Source organism: Pseudoduganella sp. OTU4001 (assembly GCF_038440195.1).
Taxonomy (GTDB): domain Bacteria; phylum Pseudomonadota; class Gammaproteobacteria; order Burkholderiales; family Burkholderiaceae_D; genus Rugamonas.
This window is the reverse complement of record NZ_JASATG010000001.1, coordinates 25,841-52,261: the sequence shown is the minus strand read 5'-3', so window position 1 is coordinate 52,261 and position 26,421 is coordinate 25,841. Positions and strand designations below refer to the sequence as shown.

At 62.1% G+C, this 26,421-nt stretch carries 19 protein-coding genes; 7 read left to right on the top strand and 12 right to left on the bottom strand.

Going from position 1 to position 26,421, the window contains the following annotated elements; translation table 11 throughout:
- The first annotated feature begins 310 nt into the window (after positions 1 to 310).
- The 3 genes from AAHE99_RS00170 to AAHE99_RS00160 are packed head-to-tail and all read left to right on the top strand — an operon-like array spanning position 311 to position 2,416.
- Entirely contained in the window at positions 311 to 1,027 is a 717-nt protein-coding gene (locus tag AAHE99_RS00170) for a glutathione S-transferase family protein (protein WP_342113174.1), read from the top strand.
- Entirely contained in the window at positions 1,028 to 1,651 is a 624-nt protein-coding gene (locus tag AAHE99_RS00165; protein WP_342113173.1) for a glutathione S-transferase family protein, read from the top strand.
- Positions 1,652 to 1,654: 3 nt separating this feature from the next.
- Positions 1,655 to 2,416 carry a substrate-binding periplasmic protein gene (locus AAHE99_RS00160; RefSeq protein ID WP_342113171.1) on the top strand — a complete coding sequence of 254 codons (762 nt, stop codon included), beginning with the start codon at positions 1,655 to 1,657 and terminating at the stop codon, positions 2,414 to 2,416.
- On the opposite strand, the gene AAHE99_RS00155 is transcribed toward AAHE99_RS00160, so the two are convergent.
- The 6 genes from AAHE99_RS00155 to AAHE99_RS00130 are packed head-to-tail and all read right to left on the bottom strand — an operon-like array spanning position 2,385 to position 7,989.
- Positions 2,385 to 3,452, bottom strand: a complete 1,068-nt coding sequence (locus AAHE99_RS00155; RefSeq protein WP_342113169.1) for a branched-chain amino acid ABC transporter permease — start codon at positions 3,450 to 3,452, stop codon at positions 2,385 to 2,387. The genes AAHE99_RS00160 and AAHE99_RS00155 overlap by 32 nt on opposite strands.
- A complete protein-coding gene (locus tag AAHE99_RS00150; protein WP_446728880.1) occupies positions 3,452 to 4,450 on the bottom strand; it encodes a branched-chain amino acid ABC transporter permease in 999 nt (332 codons plus the stop codon). Before AAHE99_RS00150 ends, AAHE99_RS00155 begins: the two co-directional genes overlap by 1 nt.
- Positions 4,447 to 5,169, bottom strand: a complete 723-nt coding sequence (locus AAHE99_RS00145; RefSeq protein ID WP_342113166.1) for an ABC transporter ATP-binding protein — start codon at positions 5,167 to 5,169, stop codon at positions 4,447 to 4,449. The genes AAHE99_RS00150 and AAHE99_RS00145 overlap by 4 nt, the downstream gene beginning before the upstream one ends.
- The gene (locus tag AAHE99_RS00140) at positions 5,162 to 5,911 is read right to left on the bottom strand and encodes an ABC transporter ATP-binding protein (RefSeq protein ID WP_342113869.1); all 750 of its coding nucleotides are present in this window, start codon (positions 5,909 to 5,911) and stop codon (positions 5,162 to 5,164) included. Before AAHE99_RS00140 ends, AAHE99_RS00145 begins: the two co-directional genes overlap by 8 nt.
- A 12-nt stretch (positions 5,912 to 5,923) precedes the next feature.
- On the bottom strand, positions 5,924 to 7,093 hold the full coding sequence (locus AAHE99_RS00135; protein WP_342113164.1) for a substrate-binding domain-containing protein: 1,170 nt from the start codon (positions 7,091 to 7,093) through the stop codon (positions 5,924 to 5,926).
- 29 nt (positions 7,094 to 7,122) lie between these two features.
- A complete protein-coding gene (locus tag AAHE99_RS00130; protein WP_342113162.1) occupies positions 7,123 to 7,989 on the bottom strand; it encodes an alpha/beta fold hydrolase in 867 nt (288 codons plus the stop codon).
- Positions 7,990 to 8,126: 137 nt separating this feature from the next.
- On the opposite strand from AAHE99_RS00130, the gene AAHE99_RS00125 reads away from it, so the two are divergent.
- On the top strand, positions 8,127 to 9,032 hold the full coding sequence (locus tag AAHE99_RS00125) for a LysR family transcriptional regulator (protein WP_342113160.1): 906 nt from the start codon (positions 8,127 to 8,129) through the stop codon (positions 9,030 to 9,032).
- Positions 9,033 to 9,035: 3 nt separating this feature from the next.
- On the opposite strand, the gene AAHE99_RS00120 is transcribed toward AAHE99_RS00125, so the two are convergent.
- Positions 9,036 to 11,372: a TonB-dependent receptor gene (locus AAHE99_RS00120; RefSeq protein WP_342113157.1), complete on the bottom strand. Its 2,337-nt coding sequence runs from the start codon at positions 11,370 to 11,372 to the stop codon at positions 9,036 to 9,038.
- 357 nt (positions 11,373 to 11,729) lie between these two features.
- Between AAHE99_RS00120 and AAHE99_RS00115 the strand changes: the two genes are divergently transcribed.
- Together AAHE99_RS00115 and AAHE99_RS00110 are read left to right on the top strand one after the other, a co-directional pair.
- The gene (locus AAHE99_RS00115; protein WP_342113154.1) at positions 11,730 to 13,709 is read left to right on the top strand and encodes an McrB family protein; all 1,980 of its coding nucleotides are present in this window, start codon (positions 11,730 to 11,732) and stop codon (positions 13,707 to 13,709) included.
- 13 nt (positions 13,710 to 13,722) lie between these two features.
- Entirely contained in the window at positions 13,723 to 15,021 is a 1,299-nt protein-coding gene (locus tag AAHE99_RS00110; protein ID WP_342113153.1) for an McrC family protein, read from the top strand.
- Positions 15,022 to 15,039: 18 nt separating this feature from the next.
- Here the strand turns inward: AAHE99_RS00110 and AAHE99_RS00105 are convergent, their stop codons facing one another.
- The 4 genes from AAHE99_RS00105 to ypfJ form a co-directional block, all read right to left on the bottom strand.
- Complete coding sequence (locus tag AAHE99_RS00105) at positions 15,040 to 15,900, bottom strand: CheR family methyltransferase (RefSeq protein ID WP_342113152.1); 861 nt, start codon at positions 15,898 to 15,900, stop codon at positions 15,040 to 15,042.
- Entirely contained in the window at positions 15,888 to 20,783 is a 4,896-nt protein-coding gene (locus tag AAHE99_RS00100; RefSeq protein ID WP_342113150.1) for a hybrid sensor histidine kinase/response regulator, read from the bottom strand. Before AAHE99_RS00100 ends, AAHE99_RS00105 begins: the two co-directional genes overlap by 13 nt.
- A gap of 215 nt (positions 20,784 to 20,998) precedes the next feature.
- Positions 20,999 to 23,083, bottom strand: coding sequence for a prolyl oligopeptidase family serine peptidase (locus AAHE99_RS00095; RefSeq protein ID WP_342113148.1), 2,085 nt, complete (start codon positions 23,081 to 23,083; stop codon positions 20,999 to 21,001).
- Positions 23,084 to 23,119: 36 nt separating this feature from the next.
- Positions 23,120 to 24,004, bottom strand: coding sequence for a KPN_02809 family neutral zinc metallopeptidase (gene ypfJ / locus AAHE99_RS00090; protein ID WP_342113147.1), 885 nt, complete (start codon positions 24,002 to 24,004; stop codon positions 23,120 to 23,122).
- A 75-nt stretch (positions 24,005 to 24,079) separates the two neighbouring features.
- Between ypfJ and AAHE99_RS00085 the strand changes: the two genes are divergently transcribed.
- Positions 24,080 to 24,751: a hypothetical protein gene (locus AAHE99_RS00085; RefSeq protein ID WP_342113146.1), complete on the top strand. Its 672-nt coding sequence runs from the start codon at positions 24,080 to 24,082 to the stop codon at positions 24,749 to 24,751.
- Here the strand turns inward: AAHE99_RS00085 and AAHE99_RS00080 are convergent.
- Positions 24,738 to 26,276, bottom strand: coding sequence for a CehA/McbA family metallohydrolase (locus tag AAHE99_RS00080; protein ID WP_342113145.1), 1,539 nt, complete (start codon positions 26,274 to 26,276; stop codon positions 24,738 to 24,740). The two genes, AAHE99_RS00085 and AAHE99_RS00080, sit on opposite strands and share 14 nt — an antisense overlap.
- Positions 26,277 to 26,421 lie beyond the last annotated feature (145 nt).

Sequence of the window (26,421 nt, the reverse complement as noted above, 5' to 3'; positions counted from 1 at the left end):
CAGATTTAGCGATTTGAATATCACCCCCTTGCACTTTCAAATCTCTCCCGATTTGAATCCCTTCACCCGCGCTCGTCGCGGGTTTTTTTTTGCCGCGTAAATATTTTGTTTCTTAATGAACTCCTAAGCCTTGAGCAAAGGAAAGGTGGCAAAGTAGTTCCATAGCGTACAGCAAAGCTGTGCGCCGGGTTGCCGGATTCCTCAATCCGGCACGATTTCTTTCTTCTATCCCCGCGCCTTAAAAAGCGTTTTTCACCGGCCCCCTCCCAATCGGCCGGTTTTTTTTTGCCTGCTGTGTTATCTTTTTCCGATGATCGACCTGTACACCGCCGCCACGCCGAATGGCCACAAGATTTCCATCGCGCTTGAAGAACTGGAACTGCCCTATGAATTGCATGTGCTGAACCTGGGGCAGGGCGAGCAGAAAGAGCCGTGGTTCAAAGCCATTAACCCGAACGGGCGCATCCCCGCCATCATCGACCGGGCCAATGACAACTTTGCCGTGTTCGAGTCGGGCGCCATCCTGGTCTACCTGGCGGAAAAGACCGGGCGCCTGATGCCGCAGGACTTCAAGGCGCGCTCGCTGGTCATGCAATGGCTGATGTTCCAGATGGGCGGCATCGGACCCATGATGGGCCAGGCCAATGTGTTCTACCGCTATTTCCCGGAAAAGATCCAGCCGGCTATCGACCGCTACCAAGGCGAGTGCCGGCGCCTGTTCAAGGTGCTGGACGCGCGCCTGGCCGACCATGAATTCCTGGCCGGCGAATATTCGATTGCGGATATCGCCAACTGGGCCTGGGTGCGCACCCACCGCTGGTCCGGCGTGGAGACCGAGGGCATGCCGCACCTGCAGCGCTGGATCCAGCAGATCCGCGCGCGTCCCGCGGTACAGCGCGGCATCGAGCGCCCGCCCAGCGAGGTGTTGGTTCGCCCCGACAATGCTGAAAAAGCGGAGCAATTTGCCGCCGAGGCGCGCAAAATGCTGGAAACCGGTCAATCCGGCCGCCCATCATCAGGAGACTAAATGAAGCTGTACACCGCCCCACGCGCCCCCAACCCTCGCCGCGTCGCCATGTTCATGGCGGAGAAGGGCATCCGGATTGACCAGCAGATGGTCGACCTGGGCGCCGGCGAGCATCGCAGCGAGAGCTACCTGGCGGTGAACCCCTTCGGCCGGGTACCGGCGCTGGAGCTGGACGATGGCCGCATCCTGTGCGAAACGCGCGCTATCTGCACCTACCTGGAGGGCCTGCACCCGGCGCCCAACCTGATGGGCGAAGGCCACGAAGAACGCGCCTTCATTGAAATGGCCGACCGCCGCATGGAACTGCACCTGTTTGCGATTGCCGCCAACTGCATCCGCCATTCCCATCCTGGTTTCGCATCGCTGGAGAACCCGCAGTTCCCCGACTTCGGCACGTCGCAAGGCGGCAAATTCCGTGAGAACGCCCAGTGGCTGGATGGCGTGCTGTCGCGCCAGGCCTACGTTGCGGGCGATCGCTTTACCATCGCCGACATCACCGCCTTCTGCGCCATGGAGTTCGCGCGCGGCTTGATGAAATTCCGTCCGGGCGAGGCCGGGCTGACCGCGCTGCAGGCCTGGCGCGACCGCATCGCCGAGCGTCCAAGCGCCACCGCCGGGACCTGAACCATGGACCTGGCCCGGCGTCGGCGCCTGCTTGCCTGCCTGCCAGGCTTGCTGGCGCTGGGCGCCGCGCCGCATGCCGCCGCCGAACGCCGGCCATTGCGCGCTGCCGTGATGCAGATCGAACCCTATGGCGTGATCGATTCCCAGGGCCGCGTATCGGGCGCCTTTACCGAAGTGTTCGAAATGCTGGGCCGGAACCTTGGCCGCCCCACGGAAGTGGTGGTGGCGCCGTATGCCCGCACGCTGGCGCTGCTGCGCTCCGGCCGGGTCGACATGCTGCTGGCCATGCCCAGCCCCGCCATCTCGGAAGTGGCGGTGCCGGCGGGCGCGGTGTGGTCGCTGGAGACCATTGCCATCGGCCGCGCCGGCACTGACCTGCACCGCATCAGTGACCTGCATGGATTGACCGTGGCGCGCATACGCGGCACTGATTACGGCCCCGAGCTCATGGATGACAAGGCGATACGCCATTACGAAGTCACCGACCACGTGCAAGGCTTCCAGATGCTGATGGAAAAGCGCATCGACGCCATCGTCGGCGGCCGGCCGGGGGTTCTCTATGCGATGCGCAAGCTGGGCATCCGCCGCAACCAGCTAGGCGCCTCGTTCGTGGTCAATGTGCGCGAGGTGCAGCTGCACTTGTCGCGGCGGCTGGTCGATGAGCAGTTTGCGGCCGAACTGCGGCGCGGCATGGCTGCGCTGCGCGCCGAGGGCCGTATCGAAGCTGTGATCGCTAAGTATTCGGCCGGCCTGCCGCGCGATTGAGCCTGCCCACGATCCCGCTCGGGAAAAAATAGATGGCGAGGATGAACAGGATGCCGAGCCACAACAGCCAGCGGTCCGGATGCAGGGCCGCTTCCAGTACCGGTATGCCGGCCAGCGCGCCGCCGGCCTTGGCCATCAGGGCTTTCAGGTAGTTGTTGGCGAGGATGAAGAGCACGGTGCCAAGCACCGCGCCGTACATCGTACCCATGCCTCCGATCACCACGATCAGCAGGATGTCGGTCATCACTTCGAAGCCCAGGGTGGTGCGCGGACCGACATAGCGCAGCCACAGCGCCAACAGCGCCCCCGCCAGCGCTGCGGCCAGCGCGCCGATGCAATTGGCGGCAATGCGGTACAACACGGTGCGGTATCCCAGCGCCTCGGCGCGGAATTCGTTTTCGCGGATGGCTTGCAGCACGCGGCCGAAGGGCGAGTTCACCACCCGCAGCAGGGCCAGGAAGATCAGCGCGGCGCAGAAGAACACGATGTAGTAGGTGAGTACCTTGCCGTCCACGATACGGCCCATGAACTCGCCGAACTCGTTGGCGGGCGAAAGCAGCTCCGGCACGTCGAAGGTTTTGCCGTCCTCGCCGCCGGTCCAGTCGGAAAGCTGGGAGGCCAGCACCGCGAAGGATGAAGCGACGGCCAGCGTGATCATGGCGTAGAAGATGGCGCGCACGCGCAGGGCAAACAGGCCGATGACCAGGGCCAGTACCAGGGTCAATACCAGCGCGGCCGCCAGGCCGATCGCAGCTCCGCCCCAGGTGGGCGTCATGCCGACGAAGCCCAGCCCGACGCCGTAGGCGCCGATGCCGAAGAACATGGTGTGCGCGAACGAGACGATGCCGGTGTAGCCAAGCAGCAGGTCGTACGACGCCACCAGCACGATATAGATGCAGATGGTGGCGGCGGTATTCAGCGGCCGCGCGCCGGTGGTGATGAAGGGCGCCAGTGCCAGGCCAAGCACCACCAGGGACAGCAGGATGCCGAGCGTGCGGCTGCGCGGCAGGTCGCCGGAGAACAGGGTATTCAGCATTATTTCCTCGACAGGCCAGCAGGGCGCCACAGCAGGATGGCGATCATCAGCACGATATGGGATACCAGCGCGAACTTGGGCGCCAGGAAGCCGGCATAGTTGGCGGTCAGCGCCATCAGCATCGCGCCGATGAAGCAGCCGCCCACCGAGCCCAGGCCGCCGATGATGATGGTGATGAAGATCATGACCATCACTTCGCCGCCCATGGTGGCGGTCAGCGTTTCCTTGTACAGGCCCCACATCACGCCGCCCAGGCCGGCCAGCGCGGAGCCGGCCGCGAACACGGCGATGAACAGGCGGCGGATGCGGTAGCCGAGGGCTTCCACCATTTCGCCGTTTTCCACGCCGGCGCGGATCAGCAGGCCAAGCTTGGTGCGGTTCAGCACCAGCGTCAGTGTGACGAACACGATCACGCCGACGGCGACCGCCAGCAGGCGGTACTTCTCGATCGCAGCGTCGCCCAGCACGATGGCCCCGCGCAGCGCGGTCGGCAACGGCATGGGCTTGTGGTCGGCGCCCCAGATCACGTGGATCAATTGCTCCACCACGATCATGCCGCCCATGGTGATCAGGATCTGTTTCAGGTGCTGGCCGTAGACCGGCATGATGATGACGCGTTCGAAGATCCAGCCCAGCACCGCCGTCACCGCCATGGCCACGGCGATCGCCAGGCCCAGCGCGGCCAGGTTCACGCCGAGCGAGTCGGCTTCCAGCCAGCCTTGCATCGGCACCAGCACCAGGGTGGCGGCGAAGGCGCCGACGGAGACGAAGGCGCCGTGGCCGAAATTGAGCACGTCCATCAGGCCGAACACCAGTGTCAGGCCGCTGGACATGATGAAGATCATCATGCCCATGGCCAGGCCGGCCACGGTCAGGGTAACCCAGGTCGGCAAGCTGCCGACCAGCGGCAGCATGGCCAGCATGAGCGCTGGCGCCAGCAGCATGGGAATGTAGTCGCGAGGGACCGAAGGTAGGGTGGTTTCGCTCATTTTGCTCATTGGTGGGAATCGAGGGCCAGGCCGAGCAGGCGTTCCTGCAGGGCGCGGTCGGCGGCCAGTTCGGCCATGGCGCCGCTGTGGACGATGCGGCCGTCATCCATCACAGCCACGGTGTCGCCCAGCTGGCGCACGAAGTTGAAGTTCTGCTCCACCAGCAGCACCGTGGTCTGGCCTTTGAGCTGGCGGATGGCGTCGGCCAGGCTCTGGATGATGGCCGGGGCCAGGCCCTTGGTCGGCTCGTCGATCAGCAGCAGCTCGCGCGGCTCGATAATGGCGCGTGCGATGGCGACCATCTGCTTTTGGCCGCCGGACAGGTTGCCCGCCGGGTAGTTCCAGAACTTCTTCAGCGCCGGGAAGAAGGAGAAGATCCATTCCAGCCGGGCCGTGTCCATCGGCCCGCTGCGGGCGGCCAGGTAGAGGTTTTCGCGCACGGTCAGGTCGCTGAACACCGCCATCGATTCCGGCACGTAGGCGATACCTGCCTGCGCGATATCCGGTGTGCGCAGCTTGCTGATGTCGCGGCCATTGAATTCGACCTTGCCGGCACTGGCCTGCCACAGGCCCATGATGGTGCGCAGGGTGGTGGTCTTGCCGGCGCCGTTGCGGCCAAGCAGCACGGCCAGGCCGCCGCGCGGCACGGCCAGGTCGACCCCTTGCAGGATGTGGTATTCGCCGATGTGCGTGTGCACGCCGGACAGTTTGAGCAGGGCGTCAGTCATAGCTTGCAGTCCCGAGATAGGCTTCCTGCACGATGGCGGAGGACATGACGGCGGCGGGTTCGCCATCTGCCACCAATGCGCCATGGTGCAGCACGATGATGCGGTCGGCCAACGCGCGCACCACGTCCATCTTGTGCTCCACCAGCAGCACGGCCTTGTTGCGTTCAGCCTTGACCTGGTGGATCAGGTCCAGCACGACGGGCACCTCATCCACGCTCATGCCGGCGGTGGGTTCGTCGAACATCATCACGTCCGGCTCCAGGGCGAGCAGGATCGCCACTTCCAGCTTGCGCTTGTCGCCGTGCGACAGGGCGGCCACCGGGGTGTCGCGCCGCGCCGCCAGGGATACGCGCTCCAGGTAATGGTCGGCGCGCTCGATCAGCTCCGTGTGGCTGGACCAGATCGACCATAGCTTCATGCCGGCGTTGGCGCGCGCCTGCACCGCCAACCGCACGTTTTCATGCACGCTTAAATGCGGGAACAGGTTGGTCAGCTGAAAGGCGCGGCCGATGCCTTTGCGGGTGCGCATTGCCGGGCCGTTGCGCGTGATATCCACGCCGCGCAGCAGCACCTGGCCGCCGGTGGCGGGCAGCTGGCCCGACATCAGGTTGAAGTAGGTGGTCTTGCCGGCGCCATTCGGGCCGACGATTACCGTCAGCTGGCCCGCATGGAAATCGGCGCTGACGTTATCGACGGCCGTGTGGCCGCCGAAACGGATCGTCAGTCCGCGTGTAGACAGCAGAGGGGTCATGGTTCAGCGCTTGTTCTTGACAGGGACGGGCAGCTCGGAAGCCGGGATTTCGCGCACCAGTTCCAGCAGGTCCCATTCATTCTTCTGCTCCTTCTTGATGCGGAAGTGGTACATGGGCTGCATGGCCTGGTGGTCTTCCGTGCGGAATTGCATGCGGCCTTTCGGGGTGTCGAATTCCATGCCTTCCATGGCTTCGATCAGTTTTTTGGTATCGCCGCCGCCAGCCTTGGCCAATGCCGTGACCACCGCGCTGGCTGCGGTGAAGCCGCCGGCGGTGAACATGTCGGGCGGCGATTTGTAGCGCTTCATGTGTTCGGCCACGAACCAGTCGTTCATCGGGTTTTTGGGGAAGGCGTAGTAGTAATAGATGGTGCCTTCGGTGCCGCCGAAAGCCTTCCAGGTCTTCAATACCGGCAGGATGTTGCCGCCCGGCGCCAGCGTGATGCCGTAGCGTTCAGGCTTCATGTCGGCGATCTTGTTCATCGGGTTGGGGCCGGCCCAGATGATTTGCAGGATGCGCGGCTGCGGCTTGTCTTTCAGCTTGTCGAAGATGCGCTGGGCGGAAGCGGTGAAGTCGGTGGCGTTTTGCGGCGCGTATTCCTCGTGCACGATATTGGCCTTGGAACCGGTCAACGCCAGCGCTTCGCGCGCGGCTTTCACCGCATCCTTGCCGAAGGCGTAGTCCTGCGCCAGGAAGGCGACGCTGCCTTGCTTGAAGGTCGAAGCGGCGGCCAGGCCGTCCTGCATCGAGTTGCGTGCGGTACGGAAGATGTACTTGTTCCACTTCTCCCCGGTGATCGCGTCGGCCACCGCCGGTTCGACGATCAGCACCTTCTTGTATTCGGCGGCGATGGGCAGCATGGCGATGGCCGAGCCGGAAGAACTGGTACCGACAGCGATATCGACCTTGTCGTCGCCATAGGCCTCGGCCAGCATGGTGCGGCCCAGGTCAGGCTTGCTCTGGTCATCCTTGACGATGACCTTCAGCTTGCGGCCTTTGATTTCCATCTTACCCTTGGTAAGGTATTCAAGGCCCAGCATGAAGCCGGCTTCGGTCTCCTTGGCATAGGGCTCCAGGATGCCGGTCTTGCCCGTGATCAGCGCGACCTTCAGTTCCTGCGCCGGCGCGAAGGCAGGCGCGAGAGCGAGGATCAGCGGTAGGTATTTTTTCATTCAGTGTCTCCGTCTCCGCCCAATATAGTTCAATCCACGCTATCGAGGAAGCTGCGCAGCGCTTCCTGTGCGGCGGGTTCGGACAGCATCGGAGCGTGGCCGATGCCGGGTACTTCGGCATACAGCATGCCCGGCGCGGCGGCGCGCATCGCATTGGCCTGTTCCGGCTCGATCAGGTCGGACGTACCGCCGCGTATCAGCATGGTGGGACGGCGCCGCGCCAGGCGGCGGAAGGCGAAGTGCGCGGCCAGCGAGGTGGCTTTAAGCTTGTTGGCGCGGATCGGTACCGCGATATTCGGGTCGTAGCGCAAAGCCAGGTGGCCGTCGCGGTCCTCGCGGAAGGCGCGGCGCGCCCAGCGCTCCCATTCCTGCGCCGTGTTCCCGGGGAAGGCCACCGCGTTGATGCTGCTCATGTAATCCGCCGCCTGCTGCCAGCTGGTGAACGCCTCGCCCTTGCCGGTGTAGCTGCGGATGCGCGACAGGCCGCGCTCGGAAAGTGCGGGCCCCACATCGTTCAGCACCGCTGCCGCGATCAGGCTCGATTTGCGCACCGCCAGGGTCATGGTGATCAAACCGCCCATCGAGGTGCCGATGAAAACCGCGCGCTCGATGCCCAGGTCGTTCGCCAGCTTGACCACGTCGTTGGCGTAGACGGCTGGCGTGTAGCGGTCCGGCTTGGGATCGTAATCGGAGTTGCCGCGGCCGCGCACATCGACCGCGATCACGCGCCGGCCTTGCGCTGCAATCCATGGCGCGACATCTTCGAAGTCGGCCGAATTGCGCGTCAAGCCGTGGATGCAGATGACGGGCAGGCGCGCGGCGCCGCTGGCGGCAGGATAATCGCGCGCATACAGGCGCAATCCATCGTCGCTGATGTAGCTGATCTCGGAATACATAGGCCTCGTTGGCAGCGTTGCAGGAGCGTGCAGTGTGCAAGAAATGCATCGAAGCTTGAACTGGTGGCGGCGCCCACCGTGTGTGCAATTTTGCACAGCAACACTACAACGCCGGAAAATGATGCACAATACGCCGCATGAAAACACTGCCCGAATGGACTGACCTGCGTTTCTTCCTCGAGCTGGCGCGTGCCGGCACGCTGTCCGGCGCCTCGCGCCGGCTGGAAGTGGAGCACACCACCGTATCGCGCCGCATCGACCGCCTGGAGCAGCAGCTGGGCGCCACGCTGTTCGACCGCTCGCGTGAAGGCTATGAACTGACCGAGATGGGGCATGCCGTGCTGCCGCATGCGGAAGCGATGGAGAGCGCCTTGCTGGCCGCACAGGGGCAGCTGTCGGGCACCGAAGTCGGCATCCGCGGCGTGGTGCGCCTGGGCGTACCGGAAGCGCTGGGTGTGCGTTTCATCACGCCGCTGTTGGCCGGCTTCCTGCAAAACTATCCCGAGCTGGCGGTGGACCTGCTGGTGCAGCCGCGCTTTGCCAACCTGGCCAGCCGCGAGGCCGACCTGGGCGTAACGCTGGATGCGCCGAATACCGGCCGTTACATGGTGACCCGCCTGGCTTCCTTCCGCCTGTACGTGTACGGCTCGCCGGACTACCTGGCGCGCCATGCGCCGATCAAGAAACGCAGCGACCTGGCGGGACACGACTTTGTCGATTACGTGCAGGACCGCCTGGCCAGCAACGAGCTGAACTTCCTCGACGAACTGGGCGTGAACCCGCGCCGCCGCCTGTGCTGCACCGGCATGCTGGCGCAAGCCGAAGCCGCAGCAGCGGGCCTGGGCCTGATGATGGCGCCGCCGTACATGGCAACCGACGGCCGGCTGGTGCCGGTTCTGCAGGATGAAGTGTATGTGGAGCGTGCGTACTGGCTGGTGGCGCCGGTCGACCTGTACCGCCTGCCGCGCGTGCGCACCGTGTGGAACTTGCTGAGGGAATTTGCGGAAACGCAGCCAGGGCTGTTCGCCCTGGCTGGTTCTTGAAGCTTAGAACTTATAGGAAGCGGTCAGCTTGTAAGTGCGCGGATCGCCATAGTAGGTGGTGATGGTGTTGAAGAAGCCACCGAATGCATAGCCTGCCACTTTATAGCGCTTGTCGGTCAGGTTGCGGCCGTGCAGGCCGATTTGCAGGCGGCGGTCGGCACTGGTCCAGACCAGGCCCGCATCCCACAGCCCGAAGGCGCCTTGCGCCAGCATCTGGTTCTGCGGCACCAGCGCATCCAGCGAGGCGACGCCGGTCGGACGCACGATTTCGGCCTGGTACACCTTGTCCTTGTAGGACAGGCTGTTGTTGAAGCTCATGCTGCCGCTGCGGCCCATGACGTTGACCGGCCATTCGTAAGTAGCGCTCAGGTTGGCCGACATCTTCGGCGTGTTCTGGATTTCCGCGCTCTTGGCGATGTTGACCAGGTTGGCGCCGCTGGCGACGATCCACTCCTTGTACTCGGCATCGATGTAGCTCAGCATGCCGTTCACGGTCAGAGCATCGGTCACGCGGGCAATCGCTTCCAGTTCCACGCCCTTGATCTTGGCCTTGCCGGCGTTGGTCAGGGTGCCGGCGAAGCCGCTTACCTGGCCCTGTGCGTTGTAGGTCGGGATCGAACCGGCGATCTGGACGTTCTTGTAGTCGGTGTAGAACAGCGCGGCATTGGTCTGCAGGCGGCCGCCGTTCAGCGACGATTTCAGGCCCAGTTCAACCGTGTCGACTTCCTCCGGACTGACGCCCTTGCGCTTCTCCAGCGAGGCCGGGGTGTTCGGGCCGCCGGTTGCCGCCAGGTCCATGCGCGGATCGTACATGCCGCCCTTGAAACCGCTCTGGTAGGTACCGTAGACGTTGTGCTCCGGCGCCACCTTCCAGCCGAAGCCCACTTTCGGGGTGAACTTCTTGTCCTTGCGGTGCAGGTCGCCCTTGCCCATATCGGTGTTGGCAGCCAGGCCCACGGCTGCCGGATTGCCCAGGTTAGGCGAACCGGCCAGGCCCAGGTAGGTACGCTTGAAGATCGCAGCTTCGCGCTCGTCGTCGGTCCAGCGGCCGCCGACGCTCACGTTGAAGCTGTCGGTGACGCTGTAGCTGGCGTCAGCGTAGACCGCCCAGGTCCTGGAATCGATATCGTCGCGGGTCAGCAGCGACAGGCCGCCGGAGGCGTTATACAGCACGTCGAATTCGTTGAAGGCGTTGGTCTTCATATAGAACAGGCCTGCCACCCCTTGCCACTTGGAGCCGGCGTAGGTCAGCTGGAACTCCTGGCTGTCCTGCTTGTCGCTGTAAATTGCCGGTGCTTCCCACAGCGGCGCGTTCAGCGAGTCGAAGTCGATCGGCGCGTAGGACTTGGAGGAGCGGTGCGCGGTAACCGATTTGAACATCAGCTCCTGGCTGATGTTGTAGTCGATCGTCAGCGAGACGCCCTTGGTGGTCACTTCCTGGTCGTGGCCATTCACCTTGTACAGGTTGGCGCGGGTGTCGTAGTCGCCGGCCAGCGGCGGCTCGTTGCCAGGCGCCGGGCCGTTCAGCAGGCGATAGCCTTGCTTCGGCTGCGAATCGTCCTTGGTGTAGTCGCCGGCCAGGCGGATGAACAGGTCGCTGTTCGGCACCAGCTCGGCGCTGACGCGGGCTGCACCGACATCCTTGTTGTAGTTTTCGCGGCCGTTGATCACGTTCTTGCCGAAGCCGTCGCGGTTGAAGGTACCGACGGTGGCGCCGAGGCGCAGGATATCGCTGACCGGGGTGCTGCCTTTCAGGACCAGGTCATGCTGGCCATAGTTGCCCACGGCGCCCTTGATTTCAAAGGTCGGGTTGGGCGACAGCTTGCGGGTCACGTATTTGACCGCGCCGCCGATGGTGTTGCGGCCATACAGCGTGCCTTGCGGGCCGCGCAGGACTTCGATGCGCTCCAGGTCGTAGATGTCGGTCAGGGCGCCTTGCGGGCGGGCCAGGTAGACATCGTCCAGGTAGATGCCGACGCCTTGCTCGTAGCCGGCCACCGGATCCTGCTGGCCGATGCCGCGGATGAAGGCGGTCAGCGTGGTGTTGGTGCCACGCGAGGCCTTGAGGGTGGTGTTCGGCACGATATCGGTCAGTGCTGTGATATCAGGCAGCGCCTTCTTTTCCAGCTGTGCGCCGGAAAGCGCAGTCACCGCGCCCGGCACGTCCTGGATCAGCTCCTCGCGTTTGCGGGCGGTCACGATGACCCGGTCAATCGCGCCTTCAGCCTTTTCCCCGCCGGCGTCTTGCGCCAGGACAGGTTGGGCGTAGATGGCGGGCAGGGTCATCATCACTGCCGCCACGGAGCGGCGCAGCATGAACTTGTGTTTCGACACACGCATCAAAGTCTCCTTGGGTTTTGTTATGCGAGGAGTGTGCATGTTTTGCCAACTGTGCGAAACTGACAGGGTTGCACTCACGTTGTGCAATTTTGCACACGCCGTCAGGCAACCCGTTTGTACCAGGATTGGCTAGGGGAGAGGGGCTGGTAGGCGGCGGAAAGGGGATCGGACGGGTCGAGTTCGCGGTCCAGGCCGAGGGTGCCGAAAGAGTAGGGGTCGTGTCTGACATTCGGACATACCTCCGGCCTTATACATGGAAGCGGATTCATTGTCGCTTTCGAGAGTTTCCCTTTTTTCTTGACCAGCTCAATTACTGAAAGACATACTTGGCAGATTTCTTTTTGTATAAGACGAAACATGAGCCGATACTGCGATCTACCGATAACTTCAATTCTGGCTGCAGCCGAACGCTGGAAGCAGCGCTGTTTGACGGAAGGGCTGTCCATTTTCACTGACCTGTCTGTTTGGTCGACATCCGCATTCGATGAACTGAAACGCTTGTATATCGACGCACCGGATATGGGCTCAGGGAATTTCTACGACAAGTTGAAGGGGCAGTTGGCAACCGCTTCGGACGAGGCGAAATGGCTGGCGGTTGAGGTGACTTGGGTGTTGTATCTGTTCCCTGCAAAGTTAATCGGCATCCAGGGTAAACGCAAGAATCTTGAACTAATCTGCAGTAACGCTGGGCTGCAACTTCCTAAGGATCATTGGGCGCTGCAAGATAAGGTGCTATCAGGGGTTGGGAACCCCGGAACATACTTTAATACGGGATTTTGGGTCGAACTTTCATATACGCTTCTGGTGTTTCGGGCGCTTATCAGGCTTCCTCGAGAGCAGCGCGAAGCGGTGCTGCAAGAAGACGATCTTTTCGTTAGCTGGATTGATTCGCTTGCCGATGTGCTGGAATCGGACAAAGTTATGAATCCGCATAATCGACAGGCGAGGCATATCTTTCTATTCCTGCTCCAGCCGGACTTTCACGAACGGATTGCTTCATCAACTCAAAAGCGCAATATCGTCAAAAAGTTGGCAAACCGTGCTGGTCTTAGACCAGATGTTGGTTCGCCTAGCGCCATTGATAAACAGCTGCTGGCGATTCGAAACCATTTCGAATCGGTCTATGGGACGACGGAGCTGGACTTCTATCGCTCCCCATTGTATGAGTTATGGAATGAGGAGAAATCTTTGGCTGTCGAGGAAGCATCGAGCGAATACATGGTGGGCCAAGCGGCGGGAACGGAGCCCGAAACTGATGCCGGCCTGGATTTGGGAGCATTCCCCCGCAACGTAATTTTTTACGGGCCGCCTGGGACGGGCAAGACGTGGACCCTAATGAATCAAGTGCTGTCAGGTGGGCACTATGTGTCTCCTGCTGGGCCGCATGCCAGTGGCGAAGTCGAAACCCGCTATACATTTGTTACTTTTCATCCCTCCTATTCGTATGAGGATCTTATCGAGGGCTTACGCCCAGTTGAGGTCCAATGCGCAGATGGTAGGACTGAAATCCAAATCAAGACACGGGACGGGGCATTGAAGGCACTTTGCAAGCGCGCCATTGCGGATCCCAAAAAGCGATTTGCGCTGGTAGTTGATGAAGTGAATCGGGGAAATATCGCAAAGATCTTCGGCGAACTGATCACACTTATGGAATCTGATAAGCGGCTGAGGTTCGACAAAAGCGGCAAGCCAAAGTATGAGCCAGGTCGCTCAGTAACGCTGCCGACGTCGCAAGAATTTTTCGGCATTCCCGAGAATGTCGATATCTACTGCACAATGAACACGGCGGATCGTTCGATAGCTCTGGTCGATATCGCCCTACGTCGCCGCTTCGTTTTTCGTGAATTGCTTCCCAATCCTGGTGTCATTGCGGGGGAACAGGAAACTGGGTCCATTCCATCCGATGATGACGGTGGTCGGATTGATTTGCGGCGATTGTTGTTAGTGCTGAATGCCCGCTTGACAGTGTTACGTGGTCGGGATGCATGCATTGGACACGCCTACTTCTGTAAGGTCACCTCGATTGATGATTTGCGTTCGACTTTCCGAGACCGCGTCATCCCGCTTCTACAAGAGTATTTCTATGAGGATTGGGAGGGAATTTCGTTGGTATTGGCAGTAAGCGGCGGTGCCAAAGCCTTCGTTGAAGCAACGCAGACAAACTTGGAAGGGTTGTTTGGTCCTCAATCGAGAGAGGTCGTGAAACTATCTGAAGCACCGGTATGGCGCATCGCCCGCTCGTTGCGTCCAGATGCCCCGGATGATGAACTATTCCCGGCTTCCTCATTTCGGGCCCTTTACGAGAGCGTACCGTTGGCAGCTACGGACCTTTCCTAGAGCGGGGGGGAGAGTGCGCCATCTCATCGTCCGTGAGCACGAACGTGTTCACGTTGTAACTAGCCCCATCTCTGGCAAGTACATTACACAGCAGGAGCTGGAAGAACTTTTCCGTGTTTGCGAAGAACACGCGGTTTCACCATTCGTGCCTGGCTATCGATGCATCAAGTTCTCGCATTTTTGCGGCCTTATCCAAGCTGGCGACCTGTCGATAGAGATCTTGCCAAAGGTTTCCGACGATTATGGGTATGAGCGCGGCACTTTATTGAGAATGCTGGCAATCGCTTCGGAATTCCCAGTTCGCAGCATGATGGGGGACAAGATGGATTCACAATCGCATAGCTTGCTTGCGGTGCTCGCACGCTGGTTTTGTGATGAAGTGTATGCGTTATGCCATCGAGGATTGGTCCGTCGGTATGTCACGCATCAGGATGATCTCCCGGTTGTTCGTGGCCGTTGGCATCCCGCGACCGACTTACAACGATTCCCTGGGCGTCGGGACCGTCTGCATTGTGAATTTGATGAACTGACAGCCGACAATCCTCATAACCGCATTTTGAAGGCCGCTCTACGAAAGCTGAAGGCACTTTTTGGCGGGCATGCAGCTATACGGCGCGATTCGGAAACGCTGCTGATTTGGTTCGGCGAAGTAGCTGACGTGGGAGTGACACGAAATGAATTACTTCGCCTAAGCACAGATCGCTTGGTGGCACACTATAAACGTGCCTTGATGATGGCCGAATGGTTTCTCTGTGAAAGAGCTACAGATTTTGGCTCTGGGAGAAATGAAGGCTTTACACTACTTTTTGACATGAATGCGCTCTTTCAGGCGGTTACTGAAAAGCTCATACGGAAAGCGCTTCCCTCTGGCTTTGCATTGCGCGAAGAGGGACCTCGCTATTTCCTGACGAGGGCCATAGATGGTAGCTCGCGCTTTCAAATGAGACCTGACTTCTGCCTCCTCCAGGGAACCAGGATTCACGCCATTATTGATACGAAGTGGAAGCGTCTCGAACCGGAGGACAAGGATGGAAAGTGGGGCGTCAGTCAATCGGATGTCTACCAGTTAAATGCTTACGCCAACGCATACGCATGTCCGCATGTTGTCCTGCTCTACCCTGGGCATTCTGGGTTGGGAGAAGATGCTAGCCGCCCTTGCTTCAGCTTTCTTACGCAAGGTCAGGCGGAATCTGGCGCGAAACTGCTTGTCGACTGGATTCCTTTGGGATTCAATCGGGAACGGATCAATTGGTTGGCAAGTTTGCAGAAAGAGGTCACCTCAGTTCTTGCCCGAGTCAATGTTGCTAACTAAATTTCATAGCGCGGCCTATTAAGCAATCCGCTTATACCAAGCCAGTCCCTGTGTGATGGACTGGTAAGCCAAGTTCAGTGGGTCGTTTAGGTCGAGTTCGCGGTCCAGGCCGAGGGTGCCGAAGGGGGCGAGGCTGTCGTGGAAAAGCTGCAGCACGCGCTGGCGCAGCAGCGGGCCGAAGTCGGGCAGGGCGCGCTGGCAGGCGATCAGATTAAACTCGTTAAACGATGCGTCGGTGACCAGGTTGTACTGGGCCCAGGTGATATGGCTGCGCAGGGACGGCGCCAGCACGGCGCGTCCCGATTGCAGCTGGAAGTGGTCGGCCAGCCGGCCATGGCAGCCGGCTTGCAGGTAGGCGGCCTGCGCGCGTTCCAGTTCGGATTCCGGCAGCCAGGCGCCAGCCGCTTCCTCCAGCATATCGTCGCTGGCGACGGTGGCGTGGATTTCCGCATGCGCCAGCAGCCCAAGATCGGCCAGGATGGCGGCCAGCGTCCAGGCCTGGCCCGCGCCGGCGCAATCGGCCAGCCAGATGCGGGGCAGGGCGACGCCGCGCAGCGAGTGCTCGGCTGCGGCGCGCAGCATCATGGCTTCCGCAGGATCGTCGAACAGGGTGGCGGGCGGCACGTGCAGGGCGCGCAGCAGGCTGCCGGCGGTGGCTGCGTCGTGCAGCACCTGGTCCTGCAGCTGCGACAGGGTGGCAAGGCCGCGCTGCTGCATGAAACCAAACAGCTTGCGTTTCAGCAGCGCGCGCTCGTGCAAGCGGAAGTCGAAGCCGAAGCGGCGCACCACCGCCTCCAGCAGCAATTCCAGCTCAAGCTCCTCCAGTTCCGGCGCCGTGTTGCGGCGCAGCTCCTCGTTGGCGCCCATCAGTGCAGCCAAACGCGCATCAGGGACAACAGCTGCGCCACATCCACCGGCTTGGTGATGTAGTCGGAAGCGCCGGCGGCAATACACTTGTCACGGTCGCCCTTCATCGCCTTCGCCGTCAGCGTGATGATCGGCAGCGAACGGAATTTCGGGATGCGGCGGATGGCGCGCATGGTGTCGTAGCCGTCCATCTCCGGCATCATGATGTCCATCAGGACGATTTCGATGGTCGGGTCGCGTTCCAGCACCTCGATCCCATCGCGCCCGTTTTCGGCGAACGAGACCTGCATCTGCTGGCGTTCCAGCAGCGAGGACAGGGCGAAGATGTTGCGCAGGTCATCGTCGACGATCAGCACCTTGCGGCCCGCCAGGCCGGCATCGGCGGCATGCACCTCCTCCAGCATGCGGCGCTGCGCCTCCGGCAGGTTGGCCTGGGAACGGTGCAGGAACAGCGCCGTTTCATCGAGCAGGCGTTCCGGCGAGCGGGCATCCTTGATGACGATGGTCTTGGCGTAGCGCTTCAGCTTCGCCACTTCCTTGCGGTTCAGCTCTTTGGCGGTGTTGATCACGATGGGCAGGTCGCGCAGGCGCTGGTCCTTGCCGATCATGTCCAGCAAGTCGAAGCCGCTGATGTCGGGCAGGGTCAGGTCCAGCACCATGCAATCGAAGTGGGCGGCATGCAGGGCTGCCAGCGCATCCTGGCCGGTGCCCACCGCCGTGATGTCCACGTCCGACTCGCCAATCAGCTTGACGATGGCGGCGCGCTGGTTTTCCTCATCGTCCACCACCAGCAGGTTGCGTTTGCCGCCGATCAGGAAGCGCTGGATGCGCGTGAATTCCTCGTTCAGGTCTTCCTTGCTGACCGGCTTATTCAAATAGGAGATGGCCCCGCTGCGCAGCGCGCGTTCGCGTTCGCGCATGCTGGACATCACATGCACCGGGATATGGCGCGTGCTGGGGTCGCGCTTCAGCCGTTCCAGCACGGTGAAGCCGTCGATATCCGGTAGATCCAGGTCGAGCAGGATGGCCGATGGCAGGTAATCGCGCGCCAGGCTCAGGGCCCAGTCGCCCTGGTGCGTCACGATACCCTTGAAGTTCTTCTCGCGCGCAAAGTCCAGTACCACCTTGGCGAAACGGTCGTCGTCTTCGATGATCAGCACCGAAGGATCGCCCGGTGCGGTCAGGCCGCGGTCGTCGATGGTCGAGCCGTAGATTTGCTCGTCCCGCTCGGCCGCCTGGTCCTGCTGCGCCGGCGTGTAGACCACGGCCGGCGTCGTGATGATCGGCTGCGTGGCCGTTGCGGGGGCGGGCAGGCGCGGCATGGCCGGCTGGCGCGCGGTTTCGTAATACACGAAGCCGGAACGGTTATATGGCAGGAACAGGGTAAAGGTCGAACCCGAGCCGACCACAGACTCCACGCGGATCTCACCGCCAAGCAGGCGCGCCAGTTCGCGCGAGATGGACAGGCCCAGGCCGGTGCCGCCGTATTTGCGCGCGGTGGAACCGTCCGCCTGCTGGAAGGCCTCGAAGATCAGCTGCAGCTTGTCGCTCGCGATACCGACGCCGGTATCGCTGACGGCGAAGGATAGTACCGCGTCCGCATTGCCCAGGTTCGGGTGGTCGCTGCTCCAGCCGCTCTGTACCAGGGCGATGTTCAGCGAAACCTGGCCATGGTTGGTGAACTTGAACGCGTTCGACAGCAGGTTTTTCAGAACCTGCTGCAAGCGCGTGGTATCGGTCATCAGCGAAGCGGGCAGGTTGTCGCCCAGTTCCACCGTGAAGCCCAGGTGCTTGGCTTCGGCCATGTGGCGGAAGGTGCGTTCCACATAGCTGCGCAGGTTGGCGAAGCGGTACTCGGAAACGTCCAGCGTAACGGTACCGGACTCGATCTTGGACAGGTCCAGGATGTCGTTAATCAGCGTCAGCAGGTCGGAACCCGAACCGTGGATGGTCTTCGCGAACTCCACCTGCTTGCCGGACAGGTTGCCCTCCGGGTTGTCGCCCAGCTGCTGCGCAAGGATCAGCAGCGAGTTCAAAGGCGTACGCAGCTCGTGCGACATATTCGCCAGGAACTCGGATTTGTACTTGGAGGACAGGGCCAGCTGGGTCGCTTTTTCTTCCAGCGCCAGTTTTGCCTGTTCCACCTCCCGGTTTTTGCGTTCCACCTCGATATTCTGCTCGGACAGCAGGCGGGCCTTTTCCGCCAGCTCCTGGTTGGTCTGCTGCAGCTCCTGCGCCAGCGACTGCGACTGCGTCAGCAGCGACTCGGTTCGGCTGTTTGCCTCGATGGTGTTCAGCACCACGCCGATCGATTCCATCAGCTGGTCCAGGAAGGACAGGTGGGTTTCAGTGAAGCGGTCCAGCGATGCGATCTCGATCACCGCCTTCACCTGTTGCTCGAACAGGATAGGCAGCACCACGATATTGGTCGGCGGCGCCGCGCCCAGGCCCGAACTCACCACGATATAGTCGCGCGGCACGTCGGTCAGCCAGATACGCATCTTCTCCAGCGCGCACTGGCCCACCAGCCCCTCGCCCGGCAGGAAGGAGGTCGGCAGCTTGCGCGAGGAACGGTAGCCGTAGCTCGCGATCATGCGCAGGCGCGCATCGGCCAGCTGCGAGTCCATCATATAGAACACGCCGTGGTGCGCCGACACCAGCGGCGCCAGTTCGGACAGGATCAGTTTCGTCACCGCCTGCAGGTCGCGCTGGCCTTGCAGCAGGCGGGTGAAGCGCGCCAGGTTGGTCTTCAGCCAGTCCTGCTGCGCGTTCTTCTGCGTGGTTTCCTTCAGGTTGCGGATCATCTCGTTGATGTTGTCCTTCAGGTAGGACACCTCGCCGCGCGCCTCCACCTGGATGGAACGGGACAAGTCGCCGCGCGTCACGGCGGTTGCCACCTCCGCAATCGCGCGCACCTGGTTGGTAAGGTTCGCCGCCAGCTGGTTCACGTTCTCGGTCAAGTCCTTCCAGGTACCTGCCACGCCGGACACGTTTGCCTGGCCGCCCAGCTTACCTTCGGTACCCACCTCGCGCGCCACGCGGGTCACTTCCGATGCGAAGGAAGACAGCTGGTCCACCATCACGTTGATGGTGTCCTTCAGTTCCAGGATCTCACCCTTCACGTCCACCGTAATCTTCTTCGACAAGTCGCCGCGGGCCACCGCGGTGGTCACCGCCGCGATATTACGCACCTGGCCCGTCAGGTTGGACGCCATGAAGTTCACGTTATCGGTCAAGTCCTTCCAAGTGCCGCCGACGCCCGGCACGTAGGCCTGGCCGCCCAGCTTACCCTCGGTACCCACCTCACGCGCCACGCGGGTCACTTCCGACGCGAAGGATGACAGCTGGTCCACCATCACGTTGATGGTGTTCTTCAGCTCCAGGATCTCGCCCTTCACGTCCACCGTGATTTTCTTGGACAGGTCGCCGTTCGCCACCGCCGTGGTCACCTCCGCGATGTTACGCACCTGGCCCGTCAGGTTGGATGCCATGAAGTTCACGTTGTCGGTCAAGTCCTTCCAGGTACCGCCGACGCCCGACACGTTAGCCTGGCCGCCCAGCTTACCCTCGGTACCCACCTCACGCGCCACACGCGTCACTTCCGACGCGAAGGAGTTCAATTGGTCCACCATCACGTTGATGGTGTTTTTCAGTTCCAGGATCTCGCCCTTCACGTCCACCGTAATCTTCTTGGACAAGTCGCCGTTTGCCACCGCCGTGGTCACCTCCGCGATATTACGCACCTGGGAGGTCAGGTTACCCGCCATCGAGTTCACCGAGTCGGTCAAGTCCTTCCACGTGCCCGCCACGCCTTTCACCTGTGCCTGGCCGCCCAGCTTACCTTCGGTACCCACCTCACGCGCCACGCGGGTCACTTCCGATGCGAAGGAAGACAGCTGGTCCACCATCACGTTGATGGTGTTTTTCAGTTCAAGGATTTCGCCCTTCACGTCCACCGTGATTTTCTTGGACAGGTCGCCGTTTGCCACCGCCGTCGTCACCGCCGCGATATTACGCACCTGGCCCGTCAGGTTGGACGCCATGAAGTTCACGTTGTCGGTCAAGTCCTTCCAGGTACCGCCCACGCCCGGCACATAAGCCTGGCCGCCCAGCTTACCCTCGGTACCGACCTCGCGCGCCACGCGGGTCACTTCCGAAGCGAAGGAACGCAGCTGGTCCACCATCACGTTGATGGTGTCTTTCAATTGCAGGATCTCGCCGCGCACGTCCACCGTGATTTTCTTGGACAAGTCGCCGTTTGCCACCGCGGTGGTCACCTCCGCGATATTACGCACCTGGGAGGTCAGGTTACCCGCCATCGAGTTCACCGAGTCGGTCAAGTCCTTCCAGGTACCGGCCACGCCTTTCACCTGCGCCTGGCCGCCCAGCTTACCCTCGGTACCCACCTCGCGCGCCACGCGGGTCACTTCGGAGGAGAATGAAGTCAGCTGCTCCACCATTGTATTTGCCGTCATCGCGGCCCGCAGGTACTGGCCTTTCAGCGGATGGCCGTCGACCTCCAGCGCCATGGTCTGCGACAGGTCGCCTTTCGCCACGGCGCCGATCACGCGCGCCATTTCTGTGGTCGGCCGCACCAGGTCATCGATCAGGGTATTGACCGCGCTGATGATGGTCGCCCAGCCGCCGGAGACGTGCACTGTCGCGCGCTGCGTCAATCGGCCCTCGCGGCCCACGACGCGGCTAACTTCCGTCACCGACTTCACCATACGTTCGTTGGTTTCGATGATGTCGTTGAGGGTATCGGCGATCTTGCCCGAGACGCCGGTCCAGTCAGACGGCAGGCGCGCCGAGAAATCACCTTTCTTCAGGGCCATCAGAGTGGACAGGATCAGTTTGAGGTCCAACTCTTCCGGCAGTTCGGTCATGTCATTCATCGACGCTACCTCAGGTATGAAGGTGGAAAGCGGGGGAAGGCTTAATTTACTCCTGCGCCTGCGACAGTCAATCACAAAGTGTTAAAAAGCTTCACTTTGTTAATAATGCAACACGCCAGGCAACACTTTCTTAAGCATAACGAGCCCCACCTTTCCCCCGCGCACGATTGGTCAAAGTCAGTGCCAGGTCTGTCAAATGAACGGGGCACCGACTCTTACTTCAGCTGTTTGAGGAGGAAGGCGTAGGTCAAGGCCCACATTTGGGCTTGCTGGTCGTTATTGGCCGCGCCGGCGTGGCCGCCTTCGGTGTTCTCCCAGTACAGCACATCGTGCCCCTGTTCCTTCATCTTGGCGACCATCTTGCGGGCGTGGCCGGGGTGGACGCGGTCGTCGCGGGTGGAAGTCGTGAACAGAACGCGCGGGTAGTGCTTGTCCTTGAACACGTTCTGGTACGGCGAGTATTTGCTGATATAAGACCACTGCTTCGGATCATCCGGATCGCCATATTCCCCCATCCACGACGCACCGGCCAGCAGCTTGCTATAGCGCTGCATGTCCAGCAGCGGGACCTGGCACACCACGGCATTGAACAGGTCAGGACGCTGGGTCAGCGCGGCGCCAACCAGCAGGCCGCCATTGCTGCCACCCATGATGCCCAGGTGGCGCGGGCTGGTGATCTTGCGTTTGATGACGTCCTGCGCGACGGCGATAAAGTCGTCGAACGCGCGCTGGCGGTTTTCCTTCAGCGCCGCCTGGTGCCAGCGCGGGCCGAATTCGCCGCCGCCGCGAATATTGGCCAGCACGTAAATACCGCCTTGCTTGAGCCATGCTTCGCCGGTGGTGCCGCTATAGAAGGGCTTCATTGAAACCTCAAAGCCGCCGTAGCCATACAGCACGGTCGGATTCTTGCCATTCAGCTTGGCCTTCTTGTCCATCAGGACGAAGTAGGGCACCTTGGTGCCGTCCTTCGAGACAGCCATGTGCTGCTGCACGGTGTACGGCTTGGCGTCAAAGAAGGCCGGCAGGGCCTTAAGCGCCTTGCGTTCATCGCTGCCCGCCTGCGCCAGGTACATCGTGGTGGGATTGAGGAAATCGGTCACCGTCAGGAAGTACTGGTCGGACTCGATCGGTTCCAGCGCCTGCACGGCCAGCGTGCCGAAGGCAGGCGCCTTGACGTCGCGCTGTTGCCATTTTCCGTCCACATGGCGCAGTTCGACCAGACGGTTCTTCACGTTATCCAGCACGTTGAGCAGCAGCGCGCTGCGGGTAGCGGTCACGCCGTCCAGGGAGCTGGTTGGCGTTGGCGTGAACAGCACTTCGAACTGGCGGTCGCCGGCCATGAAACGTTTGAAGTCCGTCGCCAGCAGCGAACCTTGCTTGTAGGTGGCGCCGTTGACTGTCCAGTCGGAGCGCAAATCGATCACCAGCTGGTCGCGCACGGTGTAGGCGTTGGCGTCGTCCGGCTTGTCGACTTTGGCCAGCGTATCGCCCATGCGTACAAACAGCTCGCTGGAGTAGAAGCCGATCTGGCGTGTAATGAATTGGTAGCTGTGGCCCTGCGTGAAGTCCTTATAGGCGCCCACGCCAAGGTCTTCGTTCTTCGCTTCGTACAGGGTCACGGCCTGCGCCAGCGGAGCGCCGCGCTTCCATTCCTTGACGATGCGGGGATAGCCGGAGGTCGTCATGCTGCCGGCGCCAAAGTCGGTAGAGACAAAGATGGTGTCGGCATCAATCCAGCCGATATCGCTCTTGGCCTCGGCCAGGTTGAAACCGTCGCTGACGAAGGCGCGTTTGGCGACGTCGAACTCGCGCACCACATGGGCATCGCCGCCGCCGCGCGACAGCTGCACCAGGCATTTCTCGCCCTGCGGATAGAGACACGAAACCCCATGCCACACCCAGTTTTCGTTTTCGTCCTTGGCCAGCTTGTCGATGTCGAGCACAGTCTCCCACTGCGGCTCGGCCTTCTGGTACTGCTCAAGCGTGGTGCGGCGCCAGATGCCGCGCGTATGCTCGGCGTCGCGCCAGAAGTTGTAGTAGTACGCGCCGTGCTTGCTGACGTAGGGGATACGTTCTTTGGAGTTCAGGATGGTGCGCAGGCGTTCGTGGATGCCGTTGTAGCTTGGATGCGCTTGCAGTTCCTTCAGCGCGACGGCGTTCTGCTCCTTGACCCAGGACAGGGGCTTGTCGCCGCCCACGTCTTCCAGCCAGAGATACGGATCGGGCTTCTGCGCGTATGCGCCGCCCACTGCCGCCAAACCAAGCACTACGCCGGATGCCATTTTTCGATACGAGCGCATTCCCACTCCTCTAAAAAAGAATGCGCTTAATCTACACTAAAGCTGGCGGGCCTCAAAGGTATTGCACTGGGCGATTTCGCCGGATTCGATGCCGCGGTTGAACCAGCGTACGCGCTGGGCGGAACTGCCATGGGTGAAGGAGTCCGGCACCACCTGGCCGCCGGCCTGGCGTTGCAATGCATCGTCGCCGATGGCGGTGGCGGCAGCCAATGCGGCTTCTACGTCGCCTTTTTCGATGATGCTGCGGGCGCGGTTGGCGTGGTAGGCCCAGACGCCGGCAAAGCAGTCAGCCTGCAGCTCAAGCCGCACCGACAAGGCGTTGGCCTGCCGTTCGGAGGCGTTGCGCTGGGCGTTGTGCACCTTGTCGCTCAGGCCCATCAGGTTTTGTACGTGGTGGCCGACTTCATGGGCGACCACATAGGCTTGCGCAAACTCGCCTGGGGCGTGGAAGCGGCGCTCCATCAGCTTGAAGAAATCAAGGTCGATGTAGATGTCCTGGTCGCCGGGGCAGTAGAACGGGCCGGTGGCCGAGCGTCCAGTACCGCAGGCGGTCTGGATTGCGCCGCTGAATACTTTCAGCTTGGGTACCTGGTAGTTGCCGCCATTGCGGCGGAACAGGTCGCCCCAGACGTCTTCAGTATCGGCCAGCACAACCTTCATCAGTTTGTATTCGCGGTCCGTGGCTTCGGCGCGCGGCTGGCGCGGTTGCTGCTGCTCGCTTACCTGGACCGGGCCGCCGCCGCTCAGCAGCCCGAGGATGGTGAGGGGATTGATGCCGAATACCCAGCCGCCAATCAGGGCGAGGACAATGGTGCCGATGCCGATCGAGCGGCCGCCGAAGCCGAAGCCCCCGCCGCCTCCGCCGCCATCGCCACGATGGTCCTCGACGTTTTCACTTTCACGGTTGCCTTCCCAGCGCATTTTTCTAACTCCTTACTAGTTTTCGCTAAGTGTAACGCATTGGTGTGGGCCGCTGGCGCACGTACAATGCTGGGCATGAGAAAACGAATCTTTGTGGCGCTGGCCGCCCTTGTGGCTGTTGCGCTGGCGACGGGCGGCGCCTGGTATTACAAACGGCAGCAGGAACGCGGCAGTTTGCCGTGCGCGCAGCAGCCGCCTTCCCAATTCAGCCCCTATTGCCTGGCCCAGGCGCAGGCAGCGGCCGGGCGCCGCGATCGCGCGGCAATGATGTCCCTGGTCGAGTATTTTGAAAAGCGCCAGCCGGCCGAAGCGGTGCGCTGGACCCGCGCGGCGGCGGCGCTGGGTGAACCGCGTGCCATCAGCCGGGTCCTGTCCACCTGCGGCGAGGGCAAAGCGTTCACGTTGGCCGAGGCGCAGGCATTGCTGCCACAGGCGCCGCAGATGGAGGTATTGAATTTCCAGTTGGGAGGTTCCTGCGCTGGCGCGGATTTCGCGGTGGTGCGTGGCCTGCATCCGGCGCAGATGCTGTCGGAGCCGGATAGTGCGGGGCTGTGCAAGGTGGCAGTACGCTATGGCTTGCTGCGCCTGTCGCGCGACGGCGCGCAGCTGGATTCCCAGGCGGCGCAGCAAATGCTGGCCGAGTGCGAACGCCGCCCTCAAATTTCACCAACGGCGCGCAGGCAGGCGGAGTCGGTGCGCCAGATGCTGGCGCGCGAGATCCGGCCAGTCCATATCAGCGTTGATTGACCCATACCGGGGCCGACCAGAGCTGCCTTCCGTCGTCCTGTGTGATGCGGGCGTAATAGAAGTGCGGGCCTGGCGCCGGTGTGAAGCGGTGCTGCAGGGCGCTCACTCCGGGGAGCGGGCGCACCTCGCCCTGGCGGCCGGGGATGCCTTCCATGATTTCCAGACTGGCGATGCCGCGTCCTGCGGCGCTGGTGAAGTGCACTTGTAGTGTGAGCTCGCCGCTGTTGTCGATTTCGCTGCCCATCATGGCGCCGTTGGCGGTGAGGGCAATGGCGCTTTGTTTATCCATCGTGGCGAATACGCGGCGAGCGCGGATGGCGTTGAGCAGGGCTTGCGGCGATGCGGCTTCGTTTTCCGGCAGCAGGATGCCGGTGCGGTTGCTGTAGGCGGCGCCCCAGTTGGCGCAGTGGTTGTCCTGGTTGCTGCTGAAGGCGAGGCGGTAGCCGGCTTCCAGCAGGCGGTTACAGGCGTCTTCAAAGAAGCTGTGACGGGTTTCGCCTTCATCCAGGCGGGTGGAGAAGGCGTTGCTGTTCATGATTTCGCACAGGGCCATGGCGTTTGCTCCGTCTTCGCTGAAGGCTAGGGGCTGGCCGGCAATGGGGAAGTGGTCGCGCTTGGGGTGGTTGAACTGGCCTAGCCAGCCCTGGTCTTTCATTAGCTTGTATAGCGCGGCGTAGTCGTTGCGTGGGGTGACCACGTCGGCAAACGGTTGGCCGTCGGTGTTGCGCTCCCAGCCGAGCAGGGCGGGGCTGTTAAGGATGTTGAGGTGGCCTCCGCCGCTGATGACGCCCCATTCCTGGCCGTACATGGCGCTGAAGCCGGGGGTGGCGGTGTTGAAAGACTCGGCGCGGTCGAGGCCCAGCCGATAGAGCTGGCGGGCGGCCAGCGGGTCGGCGTTGGGGACGCTGCCTTCGCTGCCGTCGTACATGTGGTTGTGTTCTGAGGCTAACAGGAAGTCCAGGCCGTGCTGGTGGGCGAAGGTATAGGCGTCTTCAGGACCGAATGGGGCGGATTGCGGCTCTTGCGCTCCGCGACAGGTGGCCGGGTCGCCGCCGCCGTCGCTGTGGTTGGTTTGGCTGTGCAGGTTGCCATAAAAGATGCTGGAGGGGAGGCCGGGAAGGCGTTGTGGGCCGGTTGCCGGCACGTGGGCACGGGCGGCGGAATCGCGTGGCGTGGCGGAGGCGGATTGCGCTGTGGCGGCTGCGGGCGGCACTGCGGCGGCAACCAGCGGGATGGGGTGGCCGACGGCGATCGGGCGGCGCTGGGTGGTGTCGCCGGCCTGGAGGCGCAGCTCGTAGATGCCGGCTGGCAGCGTCGGGGCGGCGCGCCATTGCACTTGCACGCGGCCGTTGCCGCGCAGCAGGGCGTGGCGTCCGCGCCACTGGCGCAACAGGCGGCCATCGGGACGGTGCAGGTTGAGTTGCCAGTCGATGGGCAACGCCGCTTTTGCACCCGGCAGTGTAAAGTGCAGGATGAAAGCCCTCGTCCGGCCTGGCGCGGGCGCCGTAAAAACAGCTTCCAGCATGGCGTCAAATTCCTGGTGTTCCAGTATTGGCGCGGGTGCTGGCGGCGGGGCGGGCGGGGCGGCGGCGCTCGCTCCGGGACTAAGGCAAAATGCCACCATTTGTGGAATGACTATCAGACCCCGGCGCATCCGGTATGCCGGTAAG